At 66.4% G+C, this 25122-nt stretch carries 23 protein-coding genes; 18 read left to right on the forward strand and 5 right to left on the reverse strand.

From position 1 onward, the window contains the following. Position 1: 1 nt before the first annotated feature. From ACO056_RS06225 to ACO056_RS06235, 3 genes are read left to right on the forward strand one after another with little or no spacing between them, the layout of a single operon-like run. Positions 2–628, forward strand: coding sequence for a glutathione S-transferase family protein (locus tag ACO056_RS06225; RefSeq protein ID WP_421853396.1), 627 nt, complete (start codon positions 2–4; stop codon positions 626–628). After that, positions 625–1107, forward strand: a complete 483-nt coding sequence (locus ACO056_RS06230; protein WP_421853399.1) for a VOC family protein — start codon at positions 625–627, stop codon at positions 1105–1107. The genes ACO056_RS06225 and ACO056_RS06230 overlap by 4 nt, the downstream gene beginning before the upstream one ends. Next, complete coding sequence (locus ACO056_RS06235) at positions 1107–1754, forward strand: glutathione S-transferase family protein (RefSeq protein ID WP_421853402.1); 648 nt, start codon at positions 1107–1109, stop codon at positions 1752–1754. Before ACO056_RS06230 ends, ACO056_RS06235 begins: the two co-directional genes overlap by 1 nt. A 21-nt stretch (positions 1755–1775) precedes the next feature. Here ACO056_RS06235 and ACO056_RS06240 read toward each other — a convergent pair whose 3' ends face one another. Then, positions 1776–3635, reverse strand: a complete 1860-nt coding sequence (locus ACO056_RS06240) for a DUF885 domain-containing protein (protein WP_421853405.1) — start codon at positions 3633–3635, stop codon at positions 1776–1778. Between the two features lie 149 nt (positions 3636–3784). Here ACO056_RS06240 and ACO056_RS06245 point away from each other — a divergent pair, with 149 nt between their 5' ends. The 7 genes from ACO056_RS06245 (at position 3785) to ACO056_RS06275 (ending at position 10875) form a co-directional block, all read left to right on the forward strand. Continuing rightward, complete coding sequence (locus ACO056_RS06245; RefSeq protein WP_421853408.1) at positions 3785–4900, forward strand: acyltransferase family protein; 1116 nt, start codon at positions 3785–3787, stop codon at positions 4898–4900. A 258-nt stretch (positions 4901–5158) separates the two neighbouring features. Then, complete coding sequence (locus ACO056_RS06250; RefSeq protein ID WP_421853411.1) at positions 5159–5755, forward strand: calcium-binding protein; 597 nt, start codon at positions 5159–5161, stop codon at positions 5753–5755. Between the two features lie 153 nt (positions 5756–5908). Continuing rightward, entirely contained in the window at positions 5909–6268 is a 360-nt protein-coding gene (locus ACO056_RS06255) for a hypothetical protein (protein WP_421853414.1), read from the forward strand. A gap of 21 nt (positions 6269–6289) precedes the next feature. Continuing rightward, positions 6290–6487, forward strand: coding sequence for a hypothetical protein (locus tag ACO056_RS06260; RefSeq protein ID WP_421853417.1), 198 nt, complete (start codon positions 6290–6292; stop codon positions 6485–6487). Between the two features lie 87 nt (positions 6488–6574). Further along, positions 6575–7411: an SDR family oxidoreductase gene (locus tag ACO056_RS06265; protein WP_421853420.1), complete on the forward strand. Its 837-nt coding sequence runs from the start codon at positions 6575–6577 to the stop codon at positions 7409–7411. Positions 7412–7554: 143 nt separating this feature from the next. Then, positions 7555–9900 carry a TonB-dependent receptor gene (locus ACO056_RS06270; RefSeq protein WP_421853423.1) on the forward strand — a complete coding sequence of 782 codons (2346 nt, stop codon included), beginning with the start codon at positions 7555–7557 and terminating at the stop codon, positions 9898–9900. 213 nt (positions 9901–10113) lie between these two features. Continuing rightward, positions 10114–10875 (forward strand): SDR family NAD(P)-dependent oxidoreductase, encoded by a 762-nt coding sequence (locus ACO056_RS06275; protein ID WP_421853426.1) that lies wholly within the window; start codon positions 10114–10116, stop codon positions 10873–10875. Positions 10876–10924: 49 nt separating this feature from the next. On the opposite strand, the gene ACO056_RS06280 is transcribed toward ACO056_RS06275, so the two are convergent. Next, on the reverse strand, positions 10925–11581 hold the full coding sequence (locus tag ACO056_RS06280) for an alpha/beta hydrolase (RefSeq protein WP_421853429.1): 657 nt from the start codon (positions 11579–11581) through the stop codon (positions 10925–10927). A 130-nt stretch (positions 11582–11711) separates the two neighbouring features. On the opposite strand from ACO056_RS06280, the gene ACO056_RS06285 reads away from it, so the two are divergent. Genes ACO056_RS06285 through ACO056_RS06295 form a run of 3 tightly spaced genes read left to right on the forward strand, consistent with a single transcriptional unit; the run spans position 11712 to position 14184 of the window. Further along, the gene (locus tag ACO056_RS06285) at positions 11712–12731 is read left to right on the forward strand and encodes a cysteine desulfurase family protein (protein WP_421853432.1); all 1020 of its coding nucleotides are present in this window, start codon (positions 11712–11714) and stop codon (positions 12729–12731) included. Next, positions 12728–13804, forward strand: coding sequence for a cysteine desulfurase family protein (locus ACO056_RS06290; protein WP_421853435.1), 1077 nt, complete (start codon positions 12728–12730; stop codon positions 13802–13804). Before ACO056_RS06285 ends, ACO056_RS06290 begins: the two co-directional genes overlap by 4 nt. Positions 13805–13851: 47 nt before the next feature. After that, on the forward strand, positions 13852–14184 hold the full coding sequence (locus ACO056_RS06295; RefSeq protein WP_421853438.1) for a 2Fe-2S iron-sulfur cluster-binding protein: 333 nt from the start codon (positions 13852–13854) through the stop codon (positions 14182–14184). Positions 14185–14192: 8 nt separating this feature from the next. On the opposite strand, the gene ACO056_RS06300 is transcribed toward ACO056_RS06295, so the two are convergent. Further along, positions 14193–15149 carry a GlxA family transcriptional regulator gene (locus tag ACO056_RS06300; RefSeq protein ID WP_421853441.1) on the reverse strand — a complete coding sequence of 319 codons (957 nt, stop codon included), beginning with the start codon at positions 15147–15149 and terminating at the stop codon, positions 14193–14195. Positions 15150–15231: 82 nt separating this feature from the next. On the opposite strand from ACO056_RS06300, the gene ACO056_RS06305 reads away from it, so the two are divergent. Further along, positions 15232–15924 carry a DJ-1/PfpI family protein gene (locus ACO056_RS06305; RefSeq protein WP_421853444.1) on the forward strand — a complete coding sequence of 231 codons (693 nt, stop codon included), beginning with the start codon at positions 15232–15234 and terminating at the stop codon, positions 15922–15924. Between the two features lie 55 nt (positions 15925–15979). Here the strand turns inward: ACO056_RS06305 and ACO056_RS06310 are convergent, their stop codons facing one another. Next, positions 15980–16576 (reverse strand): type 1 glutamine amidotransferase domain-containing protein, encoded by a 597-nt coding sequence (locus tag ACO056_RS06310; RefSeq protein WP_421853447.1) that lies wholly within the window; start codon positions 16574–16576, stop codon positions 15980–15982. Positions 16577–16683: 107 nt separating this feature from the next. Between ACO056_RS06310 and parC the strand changes: the two genes are divergently transcribed. Further along, entirely contained in the window at positions 16684–18978 is a 2295-nt protein-coding gene (gene parC / locus ACO056_RS06315; RefSeq protein WP_421853450.1) for a DNA topoisomerase IV subunit A, read from the forward strand. Further along, the gene (locus tag ACO056_RS06320) at positions 18975–19742 is read left to right on the forward strand and encodes an SDR family NAD(P)-dependent oxidoreductase (RefSeq protein WP_421853453.1); all 768 of its coding nucleotides are present in this window, start codon (positions 18975–18977) and stop codon (positions 19740–19742) included. Before parC ends, ACO056_RS06320 begins: the two co-directional genes overlap by 4 nt. 148 nt (positions 19743–19890) lie before the next feature. On the opposite strand, the gene ACO056_RS06325 is transcribed toward ACO056_RS06320, so the two are convergent. After that, positions 19891–21978 (reverse strand): protein-disulfide reductase DsbD family protein, encoded by a 2088-nt coding sequence (locus ACO056_RS06325; protein ID WP_421853456.1) that lies wholly within the window; start codon positions 21976–21978, stop codon positions 19891–19893. Positions 21979–22164: 186 nt separating this feature from the next. Between ACO056_RS06325 and ACO056_RS06330 the strand changes: the two genes are divergently transcribed. Together ACO056_RS06330 and ACO056_RS06335 are read left to right on the forward strand one after the other, a co-directional pair. Beyond that, a complete protein-coding gene (locus ACO056_RS06330) occupies positions 22165–23868 on the forward strand; it encodes an alkaline phosphatase family protein (protein ID WP_421853459.1) in 1704 nt (567 codons plus the stop codon). Next, positions 23865–25088 carry a UbiH/UbiF/VisC/COQ6 family ubiquinone biosynthesis hydroxylase gene (locus ACO056_RS06335; RefSeq protein ID WP_421853463.1) on the forward strand — a complete coding sequence of 408 codons (1224 nt, stop codon included), beginning with the start codon at positions 23865–23867 and terminating at the stop codon, positions 25086–25088. Before ACO056_RS06330 ends, ACO056_RS06335 begins: the two co-directional genes overlap by 4 nt. The last annotated feature ends 34 nt before the right edge of the window (positions 25089–25122 follow it).

Genomic DNA, 25122 nt, shown 5'->3' on the forward strand with positions numbered 1-25122 from the left:
CATGGCGGACTACACCTTCTACACCGTCCCCATGTCGCGCGGGCAGATCGCCCGCTGGGCGCTGCACGAAGCGGGCGCGCATTACGAGCAGGTGCTGGTCGACTGGGCCAGCCGCCCGCCCGAACTCACTGCCGCCAATCCGATCAACAAGGTGCCGGTGCTGATCCATCACGCGCCGGAAGGGGACCGGGTGATCACCGAATGCGCGGGCATCTGCGCCTATCTGGCGGACGTCCATCCCGAAGCGGACATCCTCCCCCACGATACGGAAAAGGCCGATTATTTCCGCTGGCTGTTCTTTGCCGCCGGCCCGCTCGAACAGGCAGTGGTCAGCCGCGCGATGGGCTGGGAAGTGCCCGAAGGCAAATCAGGCATGGCGGGGTTCGGCACTTACGAACGCACAATCGCGGTGATGGACGGCCTGCTGTCCGGCCGCGACTGGGTCTGCGGTGCGCGCTTCACCATGGCGGATGTCTATGTCGGCAGCCAGATCGACTGGGGCCTCAATTTCGGTTCGATCCCGCCGCTGCCCAGCTTCGCGGCCTATGCCGACCGGATCCGCACCCGCGCCGGCTACCAGGCGGCCAAGGCAATCGACCGCGAACTGATCAAGGCCGCGAGAGGGTGACGGACGCCGTCCTCTGCCTGTGGTATGAAGGCGCGGCAGAAGAAGCCGCAGCGTTCTACGCGGAGACTTTTCCGGACAGCCGCGTCACCGGCCTTCACCGCGCGCCGGGCGACTATCCCGATGGCAGGCAGGGCGACGTGCTGACAGTCGAGTTTACCGTGCTCGGTTTTCGCTGCATCGGACTCAATGGCGGGCCCTATTTCAAGCACAGCGAGGCGTTCTCGTTTCAGGTGCCGACCGATACGCAGGAAGAGACCGACCGCTTGTGGGATGCGATCGTCTCGGGCGGCGGCAGCGCAAGCCGCTGCGGCTGGTGCAAGGACAAGTGGGGCCTCTCCTGGCAGATCACCCCGCGCGCGCTTACGCGCGGCATGGCCGATCCCGATCCCGCCGCCCGCAAGCGCGTGTTCGATGCGATGATGACCATGGGCAAGATCGATATCGCCGCTATCGAGGCGGCGCGGACCGGAGCAGGCTGATGCTCGAACTCTATGGCCACCCGTTTTCGTCCTACACGTGGAAAGCGCTGATTGCGCTCTACGCCAGCGAAACGCCGTTCACCTTCCGGATGCTCGGCCCCGATCACCCGGAAAACGGCGCGCGCGTTGCCGCTGCAAGCCCGCTCGGCAAGTTCCCGCTGCTGATCGATGGCGATGCCGAAGTGTTCGAGGCGACCTCGATCATCGAGCATCTCTGGCTCCACCATCCCGGCGCTGCACACTTGCTGCCCGCCGATCCTGCCGAAGCAGCACAGGTGCGGATGATCGACCGGGTTTTCGACAACTACGTGATGGGTTCGATGCAGGCTGTCGTCGACGAACATCTGCCCGGCGGCGGGATGGATCAGGTGCGCATCGCCCGGGCACACGCCAATCTGGAGCGGACCTATCGCTGGCTGGAACGCTGGCTTGAGCACTACGCACCGGGCGAGGCCATCAGCCTGATCGAATGCGCTGCGGCACCATCCTTGTTCTATGCCGATTGGGTCCTGCCGATCCCTGCATCATGCCCGCGCCTGGCCGCCTACCGCGCCTATCTGCTCGCGCTGCCGCCGGTGGCGCGCTGCGTCGAGGACGCGCGCGCCTACCGCGCCTATTTTCCGCTGGGCGCGCCGGACCGCGATTGAAGCGCAAGGCGCGCCCGCTTTTCAGCTGGCCCGCTTCTCCGCGATATAGCGGTCGATATTGGCCGCCAGCACGTCAAGCGGCACGTTCCCGCCCTCGACCACGGCGTTGTCGTAATCGCGCAGGTCATAGGCCTTGCCCAGCGCCGCCTGAGCCCGCGCGCGCTGGCGCAGGATCTCGCTGCGGCCGATGAAATAGCCGCAGGCCTGCCCCGGCCAGCTGCAATAGCGCTCGACTTCGCTGGTCACCTCATCGCGGCCCGAACCGTTGGTATTGGCGAACCAGTCGATGGCCTGCTCGCGGGTCCATTCGCGCGCGTGGAGGCCGGTATCGACCACCAGACGGCAAGCGCGGAAAGCGATCGACTGCAGGTAGCCCAGCTTGCCCACCGGATCGTCGTCATAGGCGCCCAGCTCGTCGCCCAGCGTTTCGGAATAGAGCGCCCAGCCTTCCGAATAGGCGTTGAACGCCAGCATCGCGCGAATCGTCGGCAACTGATTCGAATATTCACCCTGCCACACGTGGCCGGGGATCGCCTCGTGATGCACCAGCGTCGGCAGGCTGTAGGTGCTGTGGAGCCGCGTGGTGCCGAGATTGATCCACATCTTGCCGGGGATCGTGCCGTCGATCGAACCTGGCCCACCATAGGCACCGGGTGCGCCCGGCTCCTCCGCCGGGGGCAGGCGCCGCACTTCGAGATTACCGCGCACGAGCTTTGAGAACGCGCGCGGCATCTGCGCCCGGATATACGTCAGCCGCTTCTGGATGAAGGCGATGATTTGCGCGCGGCCTTCGTCGTTGTCGGGGAACTGGAACCGCGGATCCTTGCCCAGCGCGGTCATCCGCTCACCGACCGTGCCGCCGGTGTAACCGAGCTTGCGGAGGATCGGGTCCATCTGCCCCTGCAATTCTGCAAGCGATTCCATCCCCAGCCTGTGGATCTCGTCGGGCGTCATCCGCGTCGTCGTGCTCGCGCGCAGGGCCCAGGCGTAGAACGCATCGCCGCCGGGGCGCGTGTGCATGCCGGCCGCCGGAACCGCCAGCTTGCGCTGCGCGATCAGTTCGGCGAGCTGGCGCTCCAGCGTCGGTGCGACCTGCTTCGTCACGATCTCGCGCGCACGGGTGCCCCAGTCACCGGCAATGCCCTTTGCGTGCGTGCGCCGCTCGATCGATTCGGCGAGCCCGCCGCCCGCATTCATCGCCGCAAGGCTCGCGCCCATCTGCTTGATCGCCTTGTCGAGCAGGAACGAGGGCGCGATTACGCCTTGCGCGGCGGTGGCCTTGAGCCGCGCCGTCTCGCCTTCCAGCACCGCCGGGAACTGCGCCAGCCGCGCCAGATAGGCCTCGGCATCCGCCGCAGTGTTCACAGGATGGTCCGAATCGAGGAAGCGCGGCACATCGATGTAGGCGCCCACGTTCTGGATCACGACATACGGCGTGTTGCGCCACCCGCCGACCGTCACGTCGCCATAAGGCAGCGCAAATCCGTCCAGTGCGGTGCGATAGGCGCTCTTCACCACGGCAAGGCTTGTGCGCGTCACGGGATCGAGACCCGCATCGGCAATAGCCTCGACCCGCGCCAGATCGCTGCGGACCAGCGCGGCCACTGCCGCCTGCCCGGCTGCCGAGCGGTCCTCCAGAACGCCTCTCAAGGCGGCGTGGGCTCCGGTATCGAGGCCCAGCGTTGTCGCGCTTTCGGGCTTCAGCGCCAGCAGCCGCCACGCGGCATCGTCGAGCAGCGCTGCGGCCGGGGAGGGCGCTGCTGCCGTTTGAGCGTGCGCAGGCAGCGCCATGGCGGCGGCGCCAGCGGCAAGACCAGTGATGGCCTCGCGGCGCGTCAGTGAGGAGGAAAAAGCGGCGGTGTCAGATGCTTGCTGTGTCATGTGCAGGACAGTGTCCCACGACTTGCCCGGTGTCAAAGCCTCGGCGTGCGCCGCGGCGAATGAATCAATGGTTCGATAATGGACCAACCCGGCGTGGACTTGCGCGCCCTTTCGACGCCTTCCTTGCCAGCGAAGGAGAACCCCTGCCGATGGTAGGCCATGATCGCTATCGGCTACTCGATGAACTGCGCGGGATCGCGGCGCTTGCCGTGCTCGTCTTTCACATCGGCACGCGCGGCGGTGGGCCGTCGATCTTGCCCAACGGCTTCCTCGCGGTCGATTTCTTCTTCATGCTCAGCGGCTTCGTGATTGCCGAGGCTTATGAAGCGCGCCTTGCCGAGGGCATGTCTTTCGCCAACTTCGCCGCGCGCCGGCTGATCCGCATGGCGCCGGTTGCCATGCTAGGGGCACTCATCGGCGGCGCCTATCTGATCGCGCGGGCCTTCGCGGCGCCCGGGCGCTCTGATCCCATGCTCGAAGTGATCGGCGGCAATCTGCTGAATCTGCTGGTTCTGCCCAAGCTGTGGTATGGCCGCGCCACGGCGTGGGAAATGTACCCGGCCAATGGCCCGCTGTGGTCGCTGTTCTTCGAAGTGGCGGTCAACTTCATCTGGGCCGCGTTTCTGGCCGGGCGCAGCACGCGGGTTCTGTGCGGCCTCGTCGCTGCCAGCGCGGGGCTGCTTGTCGTGCTGGGCCTTCGCTTCTGCACGCTCGACATCGGCTGGCAAACGGTCTCGCTGGCCGGAGGGTTCGCGCGTGTCGGCTTCGGGTTCGGCACCGGTCTGCTGCTGCACCGCGCCCGGGGGCTTCTGCCGCAGATGGGGCGCGGCCCTGCCGGTTTCGCGGTCGCGGCGCTGGTATACTTCCTCGTTCTCCCGTTGGCCGTGCTGGCATGGCAGCTCCTGATCGTGCTCGTCTGCCTGCCGGCTGTCATGCTCATTGCCATTGCGTCCGGCCGTGAGGCTGTGCTGCCGGGAGGCGCCTTGCTCGGCCGGTTGTCCTACCCGCTCTATGGCACGCACGTCCCCCTGCTCGCGCTCACTGCGGGGCTGATGAAGTATGGCGGGAAGCATGCCGGATCGCACTGGGCGGCACTTCTGCTCGTGCCGGTTCTGCTCGGCGCGGCCTGGGCGGTGCTCGTGTGGTTCGATGAGCCGCTGCGCGCCTGGCTTGCCCGCCACGTTCTGGCACCCGGCAATTCGCCTGCGCGCATCACACTGCAAAGGCTGTCCGGGCGTTTCGGCCGGGCGCGTGCCACCGTTTGACGCGCAAACTTGTTCGGAACTGAACCTGTTTCCACGCGGCGCGCAAGATGGACGCCGCTATGCCGCCCCGGCTGCGGGAAATCCGCTGCACGCTCCATCATCCAGCCTGATCACGGCCAATACACTCGCGGTTACCACGTATAGAGAAGTAAAGATCAAATGTGCTATCCTTAAAACGGAATTAATAATTGCGAGAATCGGTCCTTAATTCCGGACAGGAGCTAATGGCTCTCAGTTGTGATAGTATTGGAGATTGAGATGGCGACAATCAACGGAACGAAAAGCAATGATCTGATCACGGGCACCTCAGGGGCTGATTTGATTACGGGCGGTGCGGGCAAGGATGTGATCTTGGGCGGTGCCGGAAACGACATGCTCTACGGAGGCGCCGGCAAGGACTTTCTCTACGGCGGCGAAGGGGACGATGTTCTCAAGGGCGGTGGCGGCCAGGATTCGCTCACCGGCGGCGCTGGCGCGGATCAGTTCGTGTTCCGCTCTGCGGAAGGCTTCGCCCCGCTCAGCTTCACCGGCGGCCACGGCGTGACGCAGGTGTGGCAGTGGGTCACGGTGACAGACCTGACCTTCGCCGATGGTGACAATGTGCGCATCACCGGGTTTGACGATATCTTCGGCACGCTCGGCATGTCGCGCAAGGGCACCGGTTCCTACTTCATCGACGGTCAGGAAGACGTCAACGCGATCGCCAATTTCCTCAAGGCGAACCCCACCAAGGGCAGCTACTACGAGGTCAAGGGCGGTGCCTTCGATGGCACCACGTTCCTGCTGAACGATGCCGCAGGGCACATTCAGGCCCTGACGCTCAGCAACATCCATCCGGATGTCGTGGTGATCTGATGGCTGCAGACCGGCGGCACAGCGCGCTTGAAAGAGCGCGCTGTGCCGCTGCTGCGCGCGCCATGCGCCAAAGTGCCGTTGGCCGACTTTGGTGATGGCTTCGCAGCCGGCATGGGCTAATGTGCCACTTCTACCTTCAAGGGAGTTCGGCGCATGAGCATTTTCGACCAGATCCTCGGCCAGATCAGCAGCAACGTCGATGTGAAGAACCTTGCCACCAAGCTCGGCATCGATCCGTCGACAGTGGAAACCGCCATCGCCGGCCTCGCCGCGGGGCACGCCGCACCCACCGATACGGTGGAAACCGCCGCTGCCAATACCGGCATCGATTCCGGCATTCTCCAGCAGATCGTCGGCCATATCGGTGGTGAAGGCTCGCTCGCCAGCTTCGCCACGATGCTCGCCCAGCACCCCGATGCGGCAAACACGCTCGGCGGCCTGCTTGGCGGGAAGGAAGGCGAAAACCCGCTTGGCAATCTTGGCGGCCTCGCCTCCGGCCTGTTCAAGTCCTGACGGCCAGCCTGCCCAACCTGCATGACTGACGCTGCGCTGTCCCTCGGCATGCTCACCGCGCTCGCCCTCATCGCGGGCGCGGTGTTTCTGTGGCGCAGAGGCGAACGCCAGCGCCCGGCGTTGATGGCGATCCTTGCCGCTGTGATGATCACCAATGTCGTGATCTGGTCGCTGCCAACCACGGGCGGCCAGACCCTCGCCGCCAGCGCCGCGCGCTGACCCTCGCAAGACCATTGCGACTGCTCCCGCTTGGAAACCGGCGATGGGCTGCTAGACCAGCGCCAGGCCGTTCCGGGAGAAGCGCACATGACCGACCACATCGCCGACAAATCCATCGTCATCACCGGTGCGGGTGGCGGCTTTGGTCGTCTTGTTGCGCAGAAGGCTGCTGCGCTCGGCGCCAGGGTGACCTGTGGCGACATCGACCTTGCCGCCGCGCAGGCCACCGCTGATGCGGTAACCAGCGCGGGCGGCGCGGCCATTGCGGTCGAAGCGGATGTTCGCAGTCTTGCTGCGGTGAAATCGCTGGTCGCGCGCGCTGTCCAGACCCATGGCGGCATTGATGTAATGATCAACAATGCCGGCATCATGCCGCTCGCGTTTTTCTCGGATCACGAGGCGGCCTATGCTGCGTGGGAGCGCTGCATTGATATCAACATCAAGGGCGTGCTCAATGGCATGGTCGCCGCCTACAATCCGATGATCGCGGCCGGGCGCGGGCAGATCGTCAATCTCTCCTCGATCTACGGCAACTTCCCGGTCATCGGCGCGGCTGTCTATGGCGCGTCCAAATCCGCCGTGAACTTCCTCTCGGAATCGCTGCGTGTAGAAAGCCGGGGCAAGATCAAGGTCACCACGGTGAAGCCCACCGGCGTTCCCACAACCGGCCTTTCCGGCACGGTGGTCAATCCCGCCGCCGGCGTCGGCATCGTGGCGCATAACATGCCGGAATTCATGGATATGGTGCAGCAGATGGGGGCCGGCACTTTCCCCGTCGAGCGTCTGAGCCCCGATTCCATCGACTACGCCAGCCTGGCACCGGACCACATCGCGGATGCCATCATCTACGCGATCAACCAGCCCTGGGGCGTCTCGATCTCCGAAGTCACAGTCCGCGCTTCGGGCGATCATTTCGTGCTCTGAAAGCGAGCTGGCGGACCCGTTTCGCCGCACTTCCCCCTACTCAAATCCTCAGTGGCCGTAGGGTCCGATCCGGTTCAGCTTCTCCCCACGGCGTTCGGCCTCGCTGCTGCTCGCCGAAATAAACAAAAGTGGGGAGAGGCAGCATGAAGCAATTGGCACGCGCCAAAGGTGCGCACTTTTTCAAGCTCATGATGATCGGCGGCGCGTTCATTCCGGCCGCAGCCATGGCACAGGCACAGCCAGCGGACGAACAGGGCGCAAGCGCTGGCCAGCCCGCATCCACCGGGGTCGACAACATCGTCGTCACCGCTCGCTTCCGCAACGAGAAGCTTCAGGATACGCCGCTCTCCGTTAGCGCGCTCAATTCGAACATCATCCAGAATTCCGTCCTGCTCGACGTGCAGAACATCCAGAAGTTCCTTCCCAACGTGCAGCTCGCGCGCATTTCGTTTGCCGGCAACGCGCTTGCCGCCTCGATCCGCGGTGTGAGCTTCGCCGATCTTGAAAAGACCTTCGACCCCGCCATCGGCATCTCGATCGATGGCGTGTTCCTCGGCACCAACACCGGCGCGAACGTCGACTTTTTCGATCTGGAATCCGTAGAAGTGCTGCGCGGGCCGCAGGGCACGCTTTATGGCCGCAACACCATCGGCGGCACGATCAGCATGCGCCACACCCGGCCGACCGGCGAACTCGGTGCGACCATCCATGGCCGCTACGGCAGCTACAACACCTACGATCTCGATGCGGTGGTGAACCTGCCCAAGATCGGTGACGTCGCCTCGATCAAGCTCTTCGGCCTCTTACGCAAGAGCGACAGCTTCACCCGCAACCGCTACACCGGCGAGCGCGAGAAGGGCCGCGATTTCTGGAATGTCGGCGGCTCGGTGCTGCTGGATCTCGGGCCCGATACCACCGCGCTGCTCTCGGTCGATTATCAGAAGGATCGCTCCGGCTATCCTTCCACGGTCAACCTCACCCAAGCCAGCGGCCTTCCCTTCGGCCAGGGCGGCAACATCTGCGATTTCACCAATGCCATCTTTGCGGCGGTTCCCCCGCTCAAGGAACTCGGCTGCGCCTCCGAAGGCTACCTGAAGCAGGCCAAGGAAAACTACACGATCGCCAACACTTCGCTGCCGTTCCGCAGCTTCATCGACGGGGTGAACGGCAGCCTCGAGATCAACACGAAGCTCGGCGGCTTCAAGCTCACCGCGATCACCGGCTACCGCAATACCACCGACTCGCTGCTCGAGGAAAACACCGGCGCCCCGCCGATCCCCGTGGCGCCCGGCGTTGCGCTGCCGCTGTTCGTTGCCGCGCGTGACCAGTCCTACAAGCAGTTCAGCCAGGAAGTTCGCGTCAGCGGGAACATCACCGACCGGATCGATATCGTCGCCGGTGCCTACTACCTGCACACCAACTATTTCATCAAACCCTATCCCTACAACGGCGTGGCTGCCGCGCAGGCCTACATCCTCAATGGCCCCGTGCAGACCTTCACCGCCGGGCAAAGGCTCGATTCCTTCGCGGTCTTCGCCGAATCGATCTTCAAGCTGGGCAGCAATGTCCGCCTCACGGTCGGCGGGCGTTACACGTGGGAAACCAAGGACTTCAACATCGATTTCACCGTGCCCGGCGCGTTCTCGGCCAAGGCCAAGAAGACCTTCAGCGATCCCACCGGCCGCGTCATCCTCGATTGGAAGCCGAACCCGGATACGATGCTCTATGCCAGCTGGTCGCGCGGTTTTCGCTCGGGCGGCTTCAACGGCCGCGCCACATCGCCCACCTCGATCGGGCCCTACAACCCCGAGCGGGTCGACAGCTACGAAGCGGGCGTGAAGAGCGAGCTGTTCGGCGGCAAGCTGCGCTTCAACCCGACCGCGTTCTGGGTGAACTACGACAACAAGCAGGAAGACATCATCCGCGCCGCCGGTGCCGGTACCGAGACGGTGGTGCAAAATGCGGCTTCGGCGCGCATCTGGGGTCTCGAACTCGAAATGCAGGCGCGCCCCACGCCCGATCTCACCTTGCGTGCCTCGGGCGGCTACCTCAATGCCAAGTACAAGTCGTTCCTGATCCCCGACCTTGCCAACCCCGGCCAGTTCATCGACGTCTCGTCCCAGCGCAACTTCCGCCGCGCGCCGAAGTTCTCGTTCAACGCCGGGGTTGATTACGGGATGCAGGTCAGCTCCGCGGACCGCCTGACCTTCACGCTCGATTACGCCTACATCGACGACCTGACCGCCTCGCCGCTCGCCGATACCACCGGCGCCCGGCGCGATGTGATCCCGGCCTACGGCACGCTCGATGCCTCGATCGCGCTGCTCCACGAAGGCTCGACGCTCAAGAACTTGCGCGTCTCGGCCTATGCGCGCGATTTGCTCAACAAGGGTGGGCGCCTTGCCAACGTGCTCGATGCGGGCCTGTTCTACTTCGGCGTCGTCGCCCCGCGCCAGCAGTTCGGTATCGAAGCGACGATCAAGTTCTGATCGGATCCGGTGCGCCCCTTCCCTTTGCGGGGGAAGGGGCGCACCCTCCCCGGGCAGCCAGTCGGCTTGCATCATCCGGGCCGGAACCGGGGGCGCAATCTCATTGCAACCCATCCCGTAATGCACGACACCCCCTGCCCAAATCGGGAGTGGCCGGGGCGGCGTGGCTTACCCATGGTCGCGCATCACATCACGCAAAGAGAGGAACGCGCAATGGATCTGGGGCTCAAGGACAAGAAGGCGATTCTGGTCGGCGCCAATGGCGGCATCGGGCGGCAGGTGGCGCTCGCGTTGGCGGCAGAGGGATGCCATGTCGCGGTGTGCGGGCGCACGCAGGTGAAGGTCGACAAGATCGTCGGTGAGCTCGCCCCAACCGGCGTCACGGTCTATGCCGAGGCGCTCAACGTGACTGATCCGGAGGCGGTTCCGGCCTTTGTCGACAAGGCGGCCGAAGCGCTCGGCGGCTGCGACATTTTCATCAGCTTCACTTCGGCCAATCTCGGCGAGGATAGCGATGCCGGCTGGGATGCCGTGATGCAGGCCGATATCCTCCCCATGCGCCGCGGCGTCGCGGCGGCCAAGCCGCACCTCCTGAAGTCCGATGCCGGCTCGATCATCTGCATGAGCTCGACCGGCGCGGTCGAGGAATTCATGGGCGTGCAGCCCTACAACGCGCTCAAGGCGGCGGTGATGGTCTATTCGTCAGACCTGTCGCAGGCGCTGGCTCCAGAGGGCATCCGCGTCAACTGCATCACGCCCGGCCCGATCATGACCGAAGATGGGCCCTGGGCCTACATCAAGGAAAAGATGACGCCGTTCTACGAAAGCACCCTGGCAAAGATCCCGATCGGCCGGATGGCGACGGGCGAAGAGCTGGCCCGGGCGATCGTGTTCGTCGCCTCGCCTGCTTGCCTCGCAATGACGGGCGCGAACATCGTCGTCGATGGCGGCTACACCAAGCGCGTGCAGTTCTGATCTGCACCACCCCCAACCCCCTCCTCTGAAGAGGAGGGGGCGAGGAAGGTCAGCGGATCGGGCAATCCGGCGAGAGGCGCATGTCCAGATAGGTGTCCACTGCGCGCATCATTTCGTCGAGTTCGTTCTCGAAGAAGTGGTTGGCGCGGGGGATTTCGTCGTGGTGGATGGTGATGTGCTTCTGGGTGCGCAGTTTGTCGACCAGCTTCTGCACCGCGTTCGGCGTCACCACCGTATCGGCCGCGCCCTGCACGATGATGCCCGAGGCGGGGCAGGGGGCGAGGAAGCTGAAATCATACATGTTGGCCGGCGGCGCAACCGAGATGAAGCCCCGGATTTCCGGACGGCGCATGAGCAGCTGCATGCCGATCAGCGCGCCGAACGAGTAGCCCGCGATCCATGTGGTGGTGGCTTCGGGGTGGATCGACTGCACCCAATCGAGCGCAGCAGCGGCATCGGAAAGTTCGCCGATGCCGTTGTCGAAGCTCCCCTGGCTGCGGCCCACGCCGCGGAAGTTGAAGCGGAGGGTGGCAAAGCCGCGGGCCACGAAGGTCTTGTACATCGCCTGCGTGATGCGGTCGTTCATCGTGCCGCCCGCCTGCGGGTGCGGGTGCAGGATCATGGCGACTGGCGCGCGCGGGCGTGAGGCGGGCTGGAAGCGGCCTTCGAGGCGACCATCGGGACCGGGAAAGATGACTGCGGGCATGGACTGTCCTGATTTACCGAGCCCTGTCGTGGGGCCAAGGGGCCGCGCGGCACGCCGGGGCTGGGAAAAGCGAGAGGCCGCTATATAGAAACGGTTGCCTCAAAAGCAATCATTCCCGCCAGAGCATGCCATGCACCCTATCTATCTCGATCATGCCGCCACCACGCCGCTGCTCCCCGCGGCGCGCGAGGCCATGCTCGAAGGCTTTGCGCTCTGGGCCAATCCTTCCAGCCCGCACAAGGCTGGCCGCGCGGCGCGGGCCGCGCTGGAGGGCGCGCGGGCGCGGGTAAAGGCGGCGCTGGGCTGGCCGGGAGAACTGATCTTTACCTCCGGCGCGAGCGAGGCGCTGGCGCTGGCGATGACGCACTGCGCTACCCCGGTCTCGGCGATTTCTACGGTGGAGCATGAGGCGGCGCTGCGCTGGGCCGGGGGCGCCGCGCGGCTGCCGGTCGATGCGGTGGGGCGCGTGGCGCTTGATGGAAACCTTTCTGGCCTCGTCGCCGTGCAGCAGGTGAACAACGAGACTGGCGTGATCCAGCCACTGGACGATGTGGCCCAAGCGGTGCGCGCAGCGGGCGGCCTGCTGCTTGCCGATTGCGCGCAGTCTGCGGGCAAGATTGCACTTCCCATGGCCGACATGATCGCGGTGAGCGCACACAAGTTCGGCGGCCCCATTGGCGTGGGCGCGCTGCTCGTGCGCGACTGGGCCATGCTGAAGCCCACCGGCGGGCAGGAACGCGGCTATCGCGGCGGTACGGAAAACCTCCCCGGTGCGATGGCGATGGCCGCCGCGCTGGAGGCAGGCAGCGCGTGGCTGGAGGAGGCCGCGCAGCTGCGCCTAAAGCTCGACGAAGGCATTATCGCGGCAGGCGGCGAAGTGATTGCGCAGGATGCTGAGCGCCTGCCCACCATCGCCGGATACCGCATGCCGGGCCGCTCGGCCAATGCGCAGCTGATCCGCTTCGATGGCATGGGGATCGCGGTTTCGGCGGGGAGCGCCTGTTCCTCCGGCTCGCTCAAGGCCAGCCCCGTGCTCACCGCGATGGGCTACCCTCATGCCGGCGAAGTGATCCGCGTTTCGATCGGGCGGGAGACGACGCAAGGCGAGATCGACGCGTTTCTGGCCGCCTGGCGGGAGATCCGCGGATGATCTACCTCGACTATCAGGCCACCACCCCGCTTGCCCCCGAGGCGCGGGAGGCCATGCTCCGCTGGCTATCCGACGCCGACGACATTGGGGGTTTCGCCAACCCTCACAGTCCGCACCGCCCGGGCCGCGCGGCGGCGGCGGCGGTGGAAGTCGCGCGCGAGCAAGTCGCGGCGCTGCTGCCGCCGGGCGGCCGCGTGATCTTCACCTCGGGCGCGACCGAGGCGCTCAATCTCGCCATCTTCGGCTCCGGGGCGCAGCGGATGGCCGTCTCCGCCATCGAGCATGCGGCCGTGCTCGATACCGCTCGCTTTGCCGATCCGGATTGTGCGCTGCTGCCGGTAAGCGGGGCCGGGCTGGTCGATCCGCAGACGCCCATTCCGCCCGGCACCCGGCTCGTCGCGGTGATGCAGGTCAACAACGAGATCGGCACGCTCCAGCCGGTGGAAGCGCTGGCCGAAGCGGCGCATGCGGCAGGCGCCCTGTTCCTGTGCGATGCGGTGCAGGCGGCGGGCAAGTTCGCGGCGCCCGCGAATGCGGACATGATCGCGATTTCCTCGCACAAGCTCCACGGCCCCAAGGGCATCGGCGCGCTCTGGGTGCGCGATGGGCTGGCGCTCACGCCGCTGATCCACGGCGGCGGGCAGGAGCAGGGCCTGCGCTCGGGCACGCTCAGCCCCGCGCTCTGTGCCGGCTTCGGCGCGGCTGCCGCACTGTGCATGGAGCGGCGGACAAGCGATGCACAACATGTGGAAAGCCTGTGGGAAACGGCCCGCGCGCTGTTCGCCGGGTGGACACTGAATGGCGATGCAGACCAGCGCTGGCATGGCAATCTCAATATCCGCCGCGATGGCCTCGATGTGGCGCGACTGATGTCGGATTGCCGCAGTCTCGCATTTTCTGCCGGATCTGCCTGCGCTAGCGGCTCGGGTCGGCCCAGCCATGTCTTGCGCGCGCTCGGACTTTCGGACAGGGAAGCAAAAACCGCGATCCGGATCGGCTTCGGGCGCTATACGAGGGTTGAGGAGCTTGAACAGGCCGCCGCTGCGATCAACGCAGCCGCGAAGGGTCAGTAGGCGCGCGGCGCGCTGTGCGCGCCGGGCTGCAGGGAGCGACATAAGCCATGGTCAAGGTCACTTTCATCACCGCGCAGGACCAGCGCATCAGCGCCGAAGCGGCGGCTGGAACGCGGCTGCTCGAAGTAGGCCAGAACGCCGGGATGCCGCTTGAGGGCACGTGCGAGGGGCAAATGGCTTGCTCGACCTGCCATGTCGTCGTGGCGGCAGAATGGTTCGACCGGCTCGCTCCCGCCAGCGAGGACGAGGAAGATATGCTCGATCTCGCCGCCGGGGTGACGCGGACCAGCCGCCTTTCCTGCCAGATCGTGCTCACCGACGCGCTTGACGGACTCGAAGTGCGCGTGCCGGAAGAAGCGCGCGATATGCAGGGCCGCTAAGGGGGCGCTCACCCCTTCCGGGCCAGGCGGCGCATTGCCTGCGGCGGCTGGCCGAACGCGCGCAGAAACGCCCGGCGCATGCGTTCGGGATCATGGAAGCCAAGGTTGGCGGCGATCTGCTCGATCGGGACGGAACTGCTTTCGACGCGTTCGCGCGCCACTTCGAGCCGCAACCGCTCGATCGCCTTGGCCGGGCTCAGGCCCATCTCACGAGTAAAGGCGCGCGAGAAATTGCGCGGGCTCATCGCGGCTTCGGCAGCGAGCGTCTCGATCGTCAGCCGCTCTGCGAGATGCGCGCGGATCCAGTCGAGCAATGGCGCGAACAGCCCTGCCTCCCCGCCCAGATCGACGAGCGCCGAAAACTGCGATTGCCCGCCCGGACGGCGATAATAGACCACCATTTCCTGCGCGGCAGCACGTGCGGTGGCCTCGCCCAGATCCTCGGCGATCAGCGCGAGGGTAAGGTCGATGCCCGCAGTGATGCCGGCCGAAGTCCAGATCGGCCCATCGCGCACGTGGATGCGGTCGGGCTTGACGATGACCTTGGGGAACATCCGCGCAAGCTGCGGAGCCCGGCGCCAGTGTGTGGTGGCGCGCCGCCCGTCGAGCAGGCCCGCGCCCGCAAGCACCAGCGCGCCCGAGCAGACGCTGCACAGCCGCCGCACCTCGCTTGCTGCGGCGCGCAGATAGGCCAGCGTCTCGGCATCGCGCATCGCGCGGCGGCTGCCGTCGCCGCCCACGACCATGAGCGTATCGAGCGGGCCGTCCGCCAGCGTGGAACTTGCCGCCACAGTCTCGATCACCACGCCCGCCGAACTGCGCACCGGGCCGCCGGACGCCGAGAGCAGCACGAGCCGGTAAGGCCGGCGCGCCAGTCGGCCAGCCACTTCAAAGCTGGTGATCGGGCCTGAGGCATCGAGCAGCTGGAAGTCGTCGAAAAAGTAGAGGCCGATCGTGCGAGGCATGGCTCAAAATGAGGGATCATTGTCATTTCGTCAACGCCCGCGCTGCGGGATGAAGGCGCTGTTCGCAACCGAGGAGCCCATGATGACCCAAGCGCCGTTCCGCATCGTCTTTGCCGTCTTCCCCGGCATGACCCAGCTCGATTTCACCGGCCCGCACCAGTTCCTTTCGCGCATGCCCGGCAGCGAAACGCTGGTGGCGAGCCGCGATGGCGGGGAAGTCCCCGCTGAAGGCCTGATCTTTGCCGGGACCGCGCGGCTTGCCGATATCGACCGCTGCGATCTGATCTGCGTGCCCGGCGGAGTCCCGGCGACTGCGGCGGCGCTCGATGAAGTCTTTGTCGGCGAAGTCCGCCGCCTTGCGCTCGGCGCGCGCTATGTCACTTCGGTCTGCACCGGATCGCTGATCCTGGGAGCCGCCGGGCTGCTGCAGGGCAAGCGCGCCGCCTGCCACTGGGCCTGGCGCCACTTGCTGCCGCTGTTCGGCGCAGAGCCCGATGGCGCACGCGTGGTGCGCGATGGCAACGTGATCACCGGCGGCGGCGTGACCGCCGGGATCGATTTCGCGCTGGCCGTCCTTGCCGAACTTGGCGGCCCCGAACTGGCGCAGTTGCTGCAGCTCGGCCTCGAATACGCCCCCGCACCGCCGTTCGATGCGGGGACGCCCGCAACCGCGCCGGCTGCCGTGCTGGCGGCCTACAACGCGCGCTTTGCCCAGATCATGCCCGAACGTGAGGCCGAAGCGCGCCAGGCGGCGGAGCGGCTGGCAACGGCATGAGGGGCGGCGAGCCTCTCCCGATCAGCCCGGCAGCGCTGATCGGGAGGGCCGGGTCTCAGAGCTCTTCGGTCTCGCCTTCCTCGGCGTCCTCGGGGTCCTCATCCTCGTCCTCGTCCTCGTCCTCGTCCGCGGCTTCGAGTGCCTCGATCAGCGCCTGGGTGAAGGCAGGGATATCGTCCGGCTTGCGGCTGGTGATGAGATTGCCGTCAATCGCCACTTCCTGATCGACAACGTCGGCACCCGCGTTCTCGAGATCGGTGTGGATCGAGGGCCAGCCGGTGACAGTGCGGCCATGAACGAGATCGGCCTCGATCAGCAGCCAGGGCGCGTGGCAGATCGCCGCGATCGGCTTGCCGTCCGAATCGAAGTTCTCGATCAGTTCGATCACCCGGTCGTCCATGCGCAGAATATCGGGGTTCATCTGGCCGCCGGGGAGCAGCAGCGCGTCGAAGTCGTCGGCGGAGACTTCCTCGATATCCTTGTCGACGGTGACGGCCTCGCCCCACTCGCCATGGTTCCAGCCGCGGATCTTGCCGGCAGTCGGGCTGGCGAGGGTGGTCTTGATGCCCGCAGCTTCGAGAAGCTTGCGGGGTTCCATGAGCTCGGATTGCTCGAAACCGTTGGTCGCGATGATGAGGACGCGCTTGACCATGGGGATATGCCTTCTGTGGGGGGAGGAACTCTAAGGGTAATGATCGGGGGATGCCGGGGTTCCGGGCGGTTCCGGAAGCGGGGCGCAGTTGCTATGGCTCGCTCCGCATGACCAAGACCACCACCGACGCCGAACCCGATCCCTTCGATGCCATCGTCGATGCGCCCTTCGATGCCGCGCTTTCGGAGCGCTACCTCGTCTATGCGCTCTCCACGATCACCGCGCGCTCGCTGCCCGATCTGCGTGATGGACTGAAGCCGGTGCACCGGCGGCTGCTCTGGGCGATGCAGCAGCTCAAGCTTGATCCCACCGGTGCGTTCAAGAAGTCCGCGCGCGTGGTGGGCGATGTGATCGGCAAGTATCACCCGCACGGTGATGCCTCGGTCTATGATGCCATGGTCCGCCTCGCGCAGGATTTTGCGCTGCGCTACCCGCTGGTCGAAGGGCAGGGCAATTTCGGCAATATCGACGGGGATAATGCCGCCGCCTACCGCTACACCGAAGCACGGCTGACGCGCACTGCGATGCGGCTGATGGCGGGGCTCGAGGAAGGCACCGTCACCTTCCACCCCACCTACAACGGCGAGGAGGAAGAGCCCGAAATCTTCCCAGGGCTCTTCCCCAATCTCCTCGCCAATGGTTCCAGCGGCATCGCCGTGGGCATGGCGACCAATATCCCGAGCCACAATGTGGCAGAGATCGTCGATGCCACGCTGATGCTGATCGACAATCCGGCGGCCACCCATGCCGAGCTGATGGACGTGTTCCACGGCCCCGATTTCCCGACCGGCGGCCTCGTGGTCGATAGCAAGGCCGCAATCAGCGCCGCTTACGAAAGCGGCAAGGGCGCGATTCGCGTGCGCGGCCGGTTCTCCACCGGGCCGCTCGACGATGGCAGCTGGGAAGACACCGGCATCGAGAAGCTGGGCGGCGGGCAATGGCAGCTCGTGCTCAGCGAGATCCCCTATCAGGTGCAGAAGGGCAAGCTGATCGAGCAGATGGCCGCCCTGATTGCCGACAAGAAGCTGCCGATCCTTGAGGACGTCCGCGATGAAAGCGATGCCGCGATCCGCATCGTGCTCGTGCCCAAGAGCCGCAATGTCGATCCCGATCTGCTCAAGGAATCGTTGTTCCGCCTGACCGATCTGGAAGTGCGCTTCGGGCTCAATCTCAACGTGCTCGATGCGCACCGCACCCCCGGCGTGCTCGGGCTCAAGCTCCTGCTGCAGGAATGGGTGATCTCGCAGATCGACATCCTGCTGCGCCGTTCGCGCCACCGGCTGGAGAAGATCGCGAACCGGCTCGAACTGCTCGGCGGCTACATCATCGCCTACCTCAATCTCGACCGGGTGATCGAGATCATCCGCACCGAGGATGAGCCCAAGCCGATCATGATGGCCGAGTTCGACCTGACCGACCGGCAGGCCGAGGCGATCCTCAACATGCGGCTGCGCTCCTTGCGCAAGCTGGAGGAAATGGAGCTTCGGAAAGAGCGCGATGGGCTGATCGCCGAACAGACCGACCTGCAGGCGCTGCTCGATGATCCCAAGCTCCAGAAGAAGCGCCTCAAGTCCGATTTGAAGGCGCTGCGCAAGGAATATGCCGAGACGACTGCGCTCGGCGCGCGCCGCACCACGCTGCTCGAAGCCGCGCCAACGCGCGAATTCAGCATGGACGCGATGATCGAGAAGGAGCCGGTCACGGTGATCCTTTCGGCGCGCGGCTGGATCCGCGCAGCCAAGGGCCACCTGGCATTGGACGGTGATTTCAAGTTCAAGGAAGGGGATGGCCCCGCCTTCGCGCTCCACTGCCAGACGACCGACAAGCTGCTGTTCGCCATCGACAACGGGCGGTTCTACACGCTTGGCGCAGACAAGCTCCCCGGCGCGCGCGGGTTTGGCGAACCGGTGCGGACCATGCTCGATATCGATCCCGAAGCGCAGATCGCCGCGCTGGTGGTGCACAAGGCCAAGGGGCAGTTGCTGCTCGCCGCCAATAGCGGGCGCGGCTTTGCGGCCGAGATGGACGAACTGCTCGCTGAAACACGCAAAGGGCGCGGCGTCGTCACCACCAAGCCGGGCGTGAAGCTCACCGTGGTGCGCGAGATTGCTGCCGAGCATGATCACGTCGCGGTGGTGGGCGAGAACCGCAAGCTGGTGATCTTCCCGCTGAGCGAGGTGCCGGTGCTGGCAAAGGGCCAGGGCGTGACCTTGCAGCGCTACAAGGATGGCGGGCTCGCCGATGCCATCACGCTCACTTTTGCGGATGGCCTTTCGTGGACGATGGGCGGAGAAAGCGGACGCACGCGCACCGAGAAGGACCTTCTGCCGTGGAAGGTCGCGCGCGGCGCGGCTGGGCGCTTGCCGCCCACCGGCTTTCCGAGGGACAACAGGTTCGTATGACGGGTAACAGACTTGCTGGACGCATCGCGCTGATCACCGGCGCTTCCTCGGGCCTCGGCGCGCATTTCGCGCGGCTCTATGCGGGCGAGGGCGCTGCGGTTGTGATCGGTGCGCGGCGCGTGGAGCGCATCGCGGCGCTGGCGGATGAAATCAATGCCGGCGGTGGGAAGGCGCTGGCCGTGGCGCTGGATGTGAACGACGAAGCCTCGATCATCGCGGCCTTCGATGCGGCGGAAGCCCGGATCGGCGTGCCCGATGTGGTCGTCGCCAATGCCGGGATCGTGGTGCCGGGCCGGGCGATCGATGTGCCCGCCGAAGGCATCCGCAGCGTGGTCGAAACCAATTTTACCGGCGTCTACCTCACCGCCCGCGAAGGCGCACGGCGGATGATCGCTGCCGGATCGAAGCAGAGCGAGAAGGGCCGGGTCATCCTCATCGGCTCGATCACCTCGCACATGACCGGGCAGGGCGATGCCTCCTACGCTGCCACCAAGCTGGCGGTGCAGCACCTCGGCCGACAGTTCGCACAGGAATGGGCGCGTCTGGGGATCAGCGTCAACACGATCCAGCCCGGCTACATCAGCACCGAAATCGCCGGCGACTGGTTCGATACAGAAGGCGGCAAAGCCCAGATCAACACCTGGCCCCGCCGCCGCCTGACCGACATCACCGCGCTGGACGAGCCGATGGTGTTCTTCGCCAGCGACGCTGCGCGGCAGGTGACCGGCTCGCACATCACGGTGGATGACGGGCAGAGCCTTTAAATAGGGACAGTCCCTATTTTCCCCAAGCCACCACGCCGCCTCTCTTCGTCATTCCCGCGAAGGCGGGAATCCAGGGCGGTTGTGCGTGGTGCCCTGGCTTCCCGTCTTCGCGGGAATGACGAGTGGGGTGTCAGGTGCAGCCGGGTGCTCAGCCCCCCGGCAGCGCCGCCATGAAATCCGCGCTGAGCACTTGCGGCAGCTTCTGCGGCTCAGCCGCCTTGGCCGGATACCACAGATAAAGCGGCACACCCGCGGCGCCCTGCTGCGAAAGGAAGCTGGTGATCTTCGGATCGCGCCGCGTCCAGTCGCCCACCAGAACTACCACGCCGGCCTTGCGGAAGGCATCGCGCGTTGTCTCGCGCTCGATGGCCGCGGCCTCGTTTACCTTGCAAGAAAGGCACCAGTCTGCCGTAAAGTAGGCGAAGACCGGCTTGCCCTGCGCGCGCGCCTCGGCGAGCGCGGCTTCGCTGAAAGGCTTGGCATCGAGCAGCCCTGCTTCGACCGTTCCGCCTGGGCCTGCCGTAGCGAGGCGGGGCGTGGCGGCCAGCGCCAGCGCTGCGAGCAGCAAGCTCCCCGGCAGCGCCCACTTCGCGGTGCCAAGGCCCTGCCGCTGTGTCCGCCCGATGGCGATCAGCAGCGCGACGACCAGCACGGCTAGCGCAATGGCACCTGCAGCGTAGACTGGTCCGCCCAGCCGCCATGCCAGCCAGCACAGCGCGAGCACCGTCAGCCCCATCGGCACCGCCATGGCGCGGCGGAACCGTTCCATCCACGCGCCGGGCCTAGGCAGCAGGCGCCGCAGCGCAGGGATGAAGCCCAGCAGCAGGAACGGCAACGCCAGCCCGAAGCCAAGCGCGGCAAACACCGCCATCGCGGCCCAGGCGGGCAGGACCAGCGCCGCGCCCACGGCAGCGGCCATGAACGGCCCAGTGCAAGGTGTCGCGACGAAAGCTGCCAGCAGTCCGGTGCCGAACGCGCCGACCCAGCCGCCCTTGGCCGTCCCGCTGCCGCTCTCGATTGAAAGGCCCGGCAGTTCGTAAAGCCCGGCGAAGTTTGCGGTTATCGCGACGGCGAGCAGCAGCAGCAGCGCGACAACGCCGGGGTCCTGCAACTGGAATGCCCAGCCAACCTGCGTCCCCGCCGCGCGCAAGGCGAGCATCGCCGCGCCAAGGCCCATGCAGGCCAGCATCACGCCCGCCGTATAGGCAAGCCCTTCGACATGCGCATTGTGGCTTCCCGCGCGGGCCAGCGCCATCGCCTTGAGGCTGAGGATCGGAAACACGCAGGGCATCACGTTGAGGATCAGCCCGCCCACCATCGCGCCAAGGATGGCGAGCGCCAGCGTGGCGGCGGAGAAAGGCGCCGGGCTGTCACCCTTGCCGAGCGGCGTACCCCCCGTCGGCACCGGGCCCGGCGCGGCGGTGAAGGCGATGCCGCCAAGCGTTTCGCCCTTTGCGCCGGTGCCCAGCGAAAGCACGCCCGAAAGCGTCGCGGGCGGCTCTGGCGCGGGGAAGGCGGCCTTGGCGAGTTCAATCACCAGCGTATCGCCAGCGCGGCTGAAGGCCTGCGGCTTGGCATAGTCGGCCACGCCTTCGGACTGGATGAAGAAGTGCGGGCTTCCGATCGCGGCGCTCGCCGGGAAAGGCACGGCGATGCGCCACCCGGTGGGTGAGGCGGCGAAAGTCCCCTGCCGGTCAAGCGGCGCAGGCAGCGCGGCGCGCCAGGCATCGAAACGGGCATCGGCGGGCCCGCTGCCCACGGTGACCGTGCCCTGCAACGTCGCGCTTTCCGGCACGCAGATCGCTTCGGTGCAGGCCAGCCAGTTGGCCTTGGCGCTGATTGGCAGGGTGGTGCCGGGGGCGGCATCCTTGGGCACTGTAAACGGTACGAGCACGGCGTAGTCATGCTCGTACACATGGTTCATCAGGCCCTGCACCAGCAGCGTCTGCGGCACGGGAAATTCCAGCGGCCCGGTGCCCGCACCCGGCGGCAAAGTCCATTCGAGAGTGATCGGCAGGCCCGCGTCGCCCGGATTGGTCCAGTAGCCGTGCCAGCCCTTGGAGGGCTGCATCAGCACCGCAAGCGTCACCGTCTCGCCCGGTGCGGCCGGACGTTCGGCAAGGAGAGAGGCGCGGATATGCGCCGGGCCTTGCGCGAGCTGGGCGAGCGCGGGCGCACCCACCAGCACGAGCCAGCACGCTGCAAGCAGCAGGAAAACGTTTCGCAGGATTGCCATATGCCGCGTCTATCCCAACCCGATCACTTTGACCACCTGCCCACCGGCCACGGTGCGCGCGTTGCCTCTGCGGGCAGGAGCCATCGCGAGGCCCCTTGCGCGTCTGCGCTGCCGGGGCCATCACGCTGCGGTTCGTGCCGGGGCAGGCGAGTCCGGTTCGGCCAAGTACCGAGAAAGGTTACCCATATGTCGCTTCGCAAGTTCCGGTCCGCCGCTCTGGGAGCAGCCGCCTTCGCCGCCGTGATGATCCTTCCCACGGGCGGGATCGCCCGTCCCGCCGTGAAGCCGGTGCCCTTGCCTGCGCCTGTGGTCCAGCCCGCGCCCGGTGCGCCGAAGCTGATCGTGGCCATCTCGATCGACCAGTTCTCCGCCGATCTCTTCGCGCAGTACCGTTCGCACTTCACCGGCGGCTTTGCCCGCCTCGCGTCCGGCGCGGTGTTTCCGGCAGGCTACCAGAGCCATGCCGCGACCGAAACCTGCCCCGGCCACTCGACGATCCTCACCGGCGTTCATCCCGCGCGCACCGGGATTATCGCCAATACCTGGATCGACCAGTCCGTCGCGCGCGGCAAGAAGACAGTCTACTGCGCCGAGGACGAGACCAAGGCGGCAGCGGACCCCAAGGATTATGTCGCGTCGGTCGGCCATCTCCTCGTCCCGACGCTGGGTGAGCGGGTCAAGGCGCTCTGGCCGACGAGCCGCAATGTCGCCGTCTCCGGCAAGGACCGCGCCGCGCTGATGATGGGCGGCCATGTGATCGATTCGGTCTACTGGTGGAAGGGCGCGGGCTTCACCTCGCTCGACGGGCGCACGCTTACCCCGGCGGCAGTCAACGAGAACAAGTCGCTCGCCGATGTGCTGAGCGCGGGCGCACCCGAACTTCCGCTGCCGGACTGGTGCAAGGGCAAGGACCGCGCCGTGCCGCTGAGCACGACGTTCTCGGTCGGCACGGGCCGCTTTGCGCTGGCGCCGGGCGACAAGAACGGCTTCCGCGCCTCACCGCGCATCGACCGCGCCACGCTCGATCTGGCAACCGAACTGCTCGACGAAAACCATCTCGGCAAGGGCAAGACGCCCGATGTGCTTTCGGTCAGCCTTTCGGCCACGGACTACGTCGGCCACGGCTATGGCACCGAAGGCACCGAGATGTGCATTCAGCTGCAGCAGCTCGATCTGGCGCTCGGCGATTTCTTCATCGCGCTCGATCAGCGCGGGATCGACTACGAAGTGGTGCTCACCGCCGACCACGGCGGGTTCGATCTGCCCGAGCGGCTCGGCGAGCAGGCGCTGCCCGCCGCGCACCGCGTCAACAAGAGCCTGCTGGCCGAAGCACTCAGCGCGGCGGTCGCAGCGAAGACCGGGCTCGATGCCAAGGATCTCGTGCTGTCCGATGGCGCCTCCGGCGATATCTGGCTGCGCCGCGATCTTGCACCGGCGGACAAGTCCCGCGCGCTGGAAGCGCTCAAGGCCGAGCTGCTTGCCAATCCTGACGTCGCCGCGGCTTTCACCGCCGATGAGATCGCCGCCGCGCCCGCGCCCACCGGCTCGCCCGAAACATGGCCCCTGATCGCGCGCGCCAAGGCCTCGTTCTACGCCCCGCGTTCGGGCGATCTGGTGCTGATGCTCAAGCGCGGCGTCGTGCCGATCCCCACGCCCGGTCCCGGCTATGTCGCCACGCATGGCTCGCCGTGGGATTATGATCGCCGCGTGCCGATCCTGTTCTGGCGCAAGGGCATGACCGGGTTCGAGCAGCCCAGCCCGGTCGAGACGGTGGACATCGCCCCCACGCTTGCGGCACTGATCGGCCTGCCGGTTCCGGCCGGCGCTTTTGACGGGCGCTGCCTCGATCTCGATGCGGGCACCGGCGATACGTGCGGAGCAAAGCCATGAGCGAAAACCTGACGTCCGATATCGTCATCCTCGGCGGCGGACTTGTCGGCATGACGCTGGCAATCGGCCTCGCCAAGGCCGGCATCCCGAGCGTGGTGATCGATAACTCCGATCCCGCCGCGCAGACGGCAGAAGGCTTCGACGGCCGCGCCTCGGCGATCTCGACCGCGAGCTGGAATCTTTACAGCCATCTCGGCATCGCCGCTGCGCTCGAGCCCCTGGGCTGCCCGATCGATTCGATCGCGGTGACCGACGGGATGAAGCCCGGGCGGATCGATTTCCAGCCCGCGCCCGGCGATGGCTCGCTCGGCCGCATGTTCGCCAACCGCGACTTGCGGGTCACGATGTACGATGCGGCGGCGAAGGAAGAGCTGATCACGTTCCTGCCCAACGCGCGTGTGGCGACACGCGAGCGGGACGACCACGGCGTGGGTGTCACGCTGGCGGATGGCCGTGTCATCAAGGGCCGCCTGCTGGTGGGCGCCGAGGGCCGCGCTTCGCCCACGCGTGACGAGGCGGGCTTCACCCCCGCGCGCTGGAGCTATGGCCACCGCGCGATGATCGTGGGCCTCGCGCACGAAAAATCGCACGGCAATGTCGCGTGGGAAATCTTCTATCCCGCCGGCCCGTTCGCACTGCTGCCACTGCTCGATGATGCCGAGGGCAATCACCGCTCCGCGCTGGTGTGGACGGTGGGCGAGAAGGACGCGCCCGGCATTCTCGCGCTGCCCGATGGCGCGTTCCAGAGCGCGGTGCAGGAGCGCATGGGCGATGTGCTGGGCAAAGTGCGGCTGATGGGCCCGCGCTCTTCGTGGCCGCTCAATTTCCACCACACCGCGCGCATGGTCTCGAACCGGCTCGCGCTGGTCGGCGATGCCGCGCACGGCATGCATCCGATTGCCGGGCAGGGGCTGAACCTGGGCCTGCGCGATGTTGCGGCGCTGGTGGAAGTGCTGACCGATGGCATGCGGCTTGGGCTCGATCCGGGCGATGCACAGCTCCTCGCCCGCTACGAGCGCTGGCGTGCGGCGGATACTTTCATGGTCTCAGCTGCGACCGATGTGCTGACGCGGCTGTTCGGCGTGCCGGGCCGCATCCCGTCTGCGATCCGGCGGCTGGGCATGGCGGGCGTGCAGCGCATCCCGGCGCTCAAGCGCTTCTTCATGGACGAAGCCCGCGGCATGAGCGGCGCTCTGCCGAGCCTGCTGCAATCGGCCTGATCCGCTTGCAGTAACGTTAGGGTTACCAGTGTTC

The organism is Novosphingobium sp. (genome assembly GCF_965228995.1).
Taxonomy (GTDB): Bacteria; Pseudomonadota; Alphaproteobacteria; order Sphingomonadales; family Sphingomonadaceae; genus Novosphingobium.

Excerpts from the sequence above, each read along its gene's own strand:
- ACO056_RS06270 (WP_421853423.1), top strand. The coding sequence starts at position 7,555 with ATGAAGCAATTGGCACGCGCCAAAGGTGCGCACTTTTTCAAGCTCATG.
- ACO056_RS06300 (WP_421853441.1), bottom strand. The coding sequence starts at position 15,149 with ATGCCTCGCACGATCGGCCTCTACTTTTTCGACGACTTCCAGCTGCTC.
- ACO056_RS06325 (WP_421853456.1), bottom strand. The coding sequence starts at position 21,978 with ATGGCAATCCTGCGAAACGTTTTCCTGCTGCTTGCAGCGTGCTGGCTC.
- ACO056_RS06280 (WP_421853429.1), bottom strand. The coding sequence starts at position 11,581 with ATGCCCGCAGTCATCTTTCCCGGTCCCGATGGTCGCCTCGAAGGCCGC.
- ACO056_RS06285 (WP_421853432.1), top strand. The coding sequence starts at position 11,712 with ATGCACCCTATCTATCTCGATCATGCCGCCACCACGCCGCTGCTCCCC.
- ACO056_RS06320 (WP_421853453.1), top strand. The coding sequence starts at position 18,975 with ATGACGGGTAACAGACTTGCTGGACGCATCGCGCTGATCACCGGCGCT.
- ACO056_RS06290 (WP_421853435.1), top strand. The coding sequence starts at position 12,728 with ATGATCTACCTCGACTATCAGGCCACCACCCCGCTTGCCCCCGAGGCG.
- ACO056_RS06310 (WP_421853447.1), bottom strand. The coding sequence starts at position 16,576 with ATGGTCAAGCGCGTCCTCATCATCGCGACCAACGGTTTCGAGCAATCC.
- ACO056_RS06225 (WP_421853396.1), top strand. The coding sequence starts at position 2 with ATGGCGGACTACACCTTCTACACCGTCCCCATGTCGCGCGGGCAGATC.
- ACO056_RS06265 (WP_421853420.1), top strand. The coding sequence starts at position 6,575 with ATGACCGACCACATCGCCGACAAATCCATCGTCATCACCGGTGCGGGT.
- ACO056_RS06330 (WP_421853459.1), top strand. The coding sequence starts at position 22,165 with ATGTCGCTTCGCAAGTTCCGGTCCGCCGCTCTGGGAGCAGCCGCCTTC.
- ACO056_RS06235 (WP_421853402.1), top strand. The coding sequence starts at position 1,107 with ATGCTCGAACTCTATGGCCACCCGTTTTCGTCCTACACGTGGAAAGCG.
- ACO056_RS06335 (WP_421853463.1), top strand. The coding sequence starts at position 23,865 with ATGAGCGAAAACCTGACGTCCGATATCGTCATCCTCGGCGGCGGACTT.
- ACO056_RS06255 (WP_421853414.1), top strand. The coding sequence starts at position 5,909 with ATGAGCATTTTCGACCAGATCCTCGGCCAGATCAGCAGCAACGTCGAT.
- ACO056_RS06295 (WP_421853438.1), top strand. The coding sequence starts at position 13,852 with ATGGTCAAGGTCACTTTCATCACCGCGCAGGACCAGCGCATCAGCGCC.
- ACO056_RS06275 (WP_421853426.1), top strand. The coding sequence starts at position 10,114 with ATGGATCTGGGGCTCAAGGACAAGAAGGCGATTCTGGTCGGCGCCAAT.
- ACO056_RS06245 (WP_421853408.1), top strand. The coding sequence starts at position 3,785 with ATGGTAGGCCATGATCGCTATCGGCTACTCGATGAACTGCGCGGGATC.
- parC (WP_421853450.1), top strand. The coding sequence starts at position 16,684 with ATGACCAAGACCACCACCGACGCCGAACCCGATCCCTTCGATGCCATC.
- ACO056_RS06250 (WP_421853411.1), top strand. The coding sequence starts at position 5,159 with ATGGCGACAATCAACGGAACGAAAAGCAATGATCTGATCACGGGCACC.
- ACO056_RS06305 (WP_421853444.1), top strand. The coding sequence starts at position 15,232 with ATGACCCAAGCGCCGTTCCGCATCGTCTTTGCCGTCTTCCCCGGCATG.
- ACO056_RS06240 (WP_421853405.1), bottom strand. The coding sequence starts at position 3,635 with ATGACACAGCAAGCATCTGACACCGCCGCTTTTTCCTCCTCACTGACG.
- ACO056_RS06260 (WP_421853417.1), top strand. The coding sequence starts at position 6,290 with ATGACTGACGCTGCGCTGTCCCTCGGCATGCTCACCGCGCTCGCCCTC.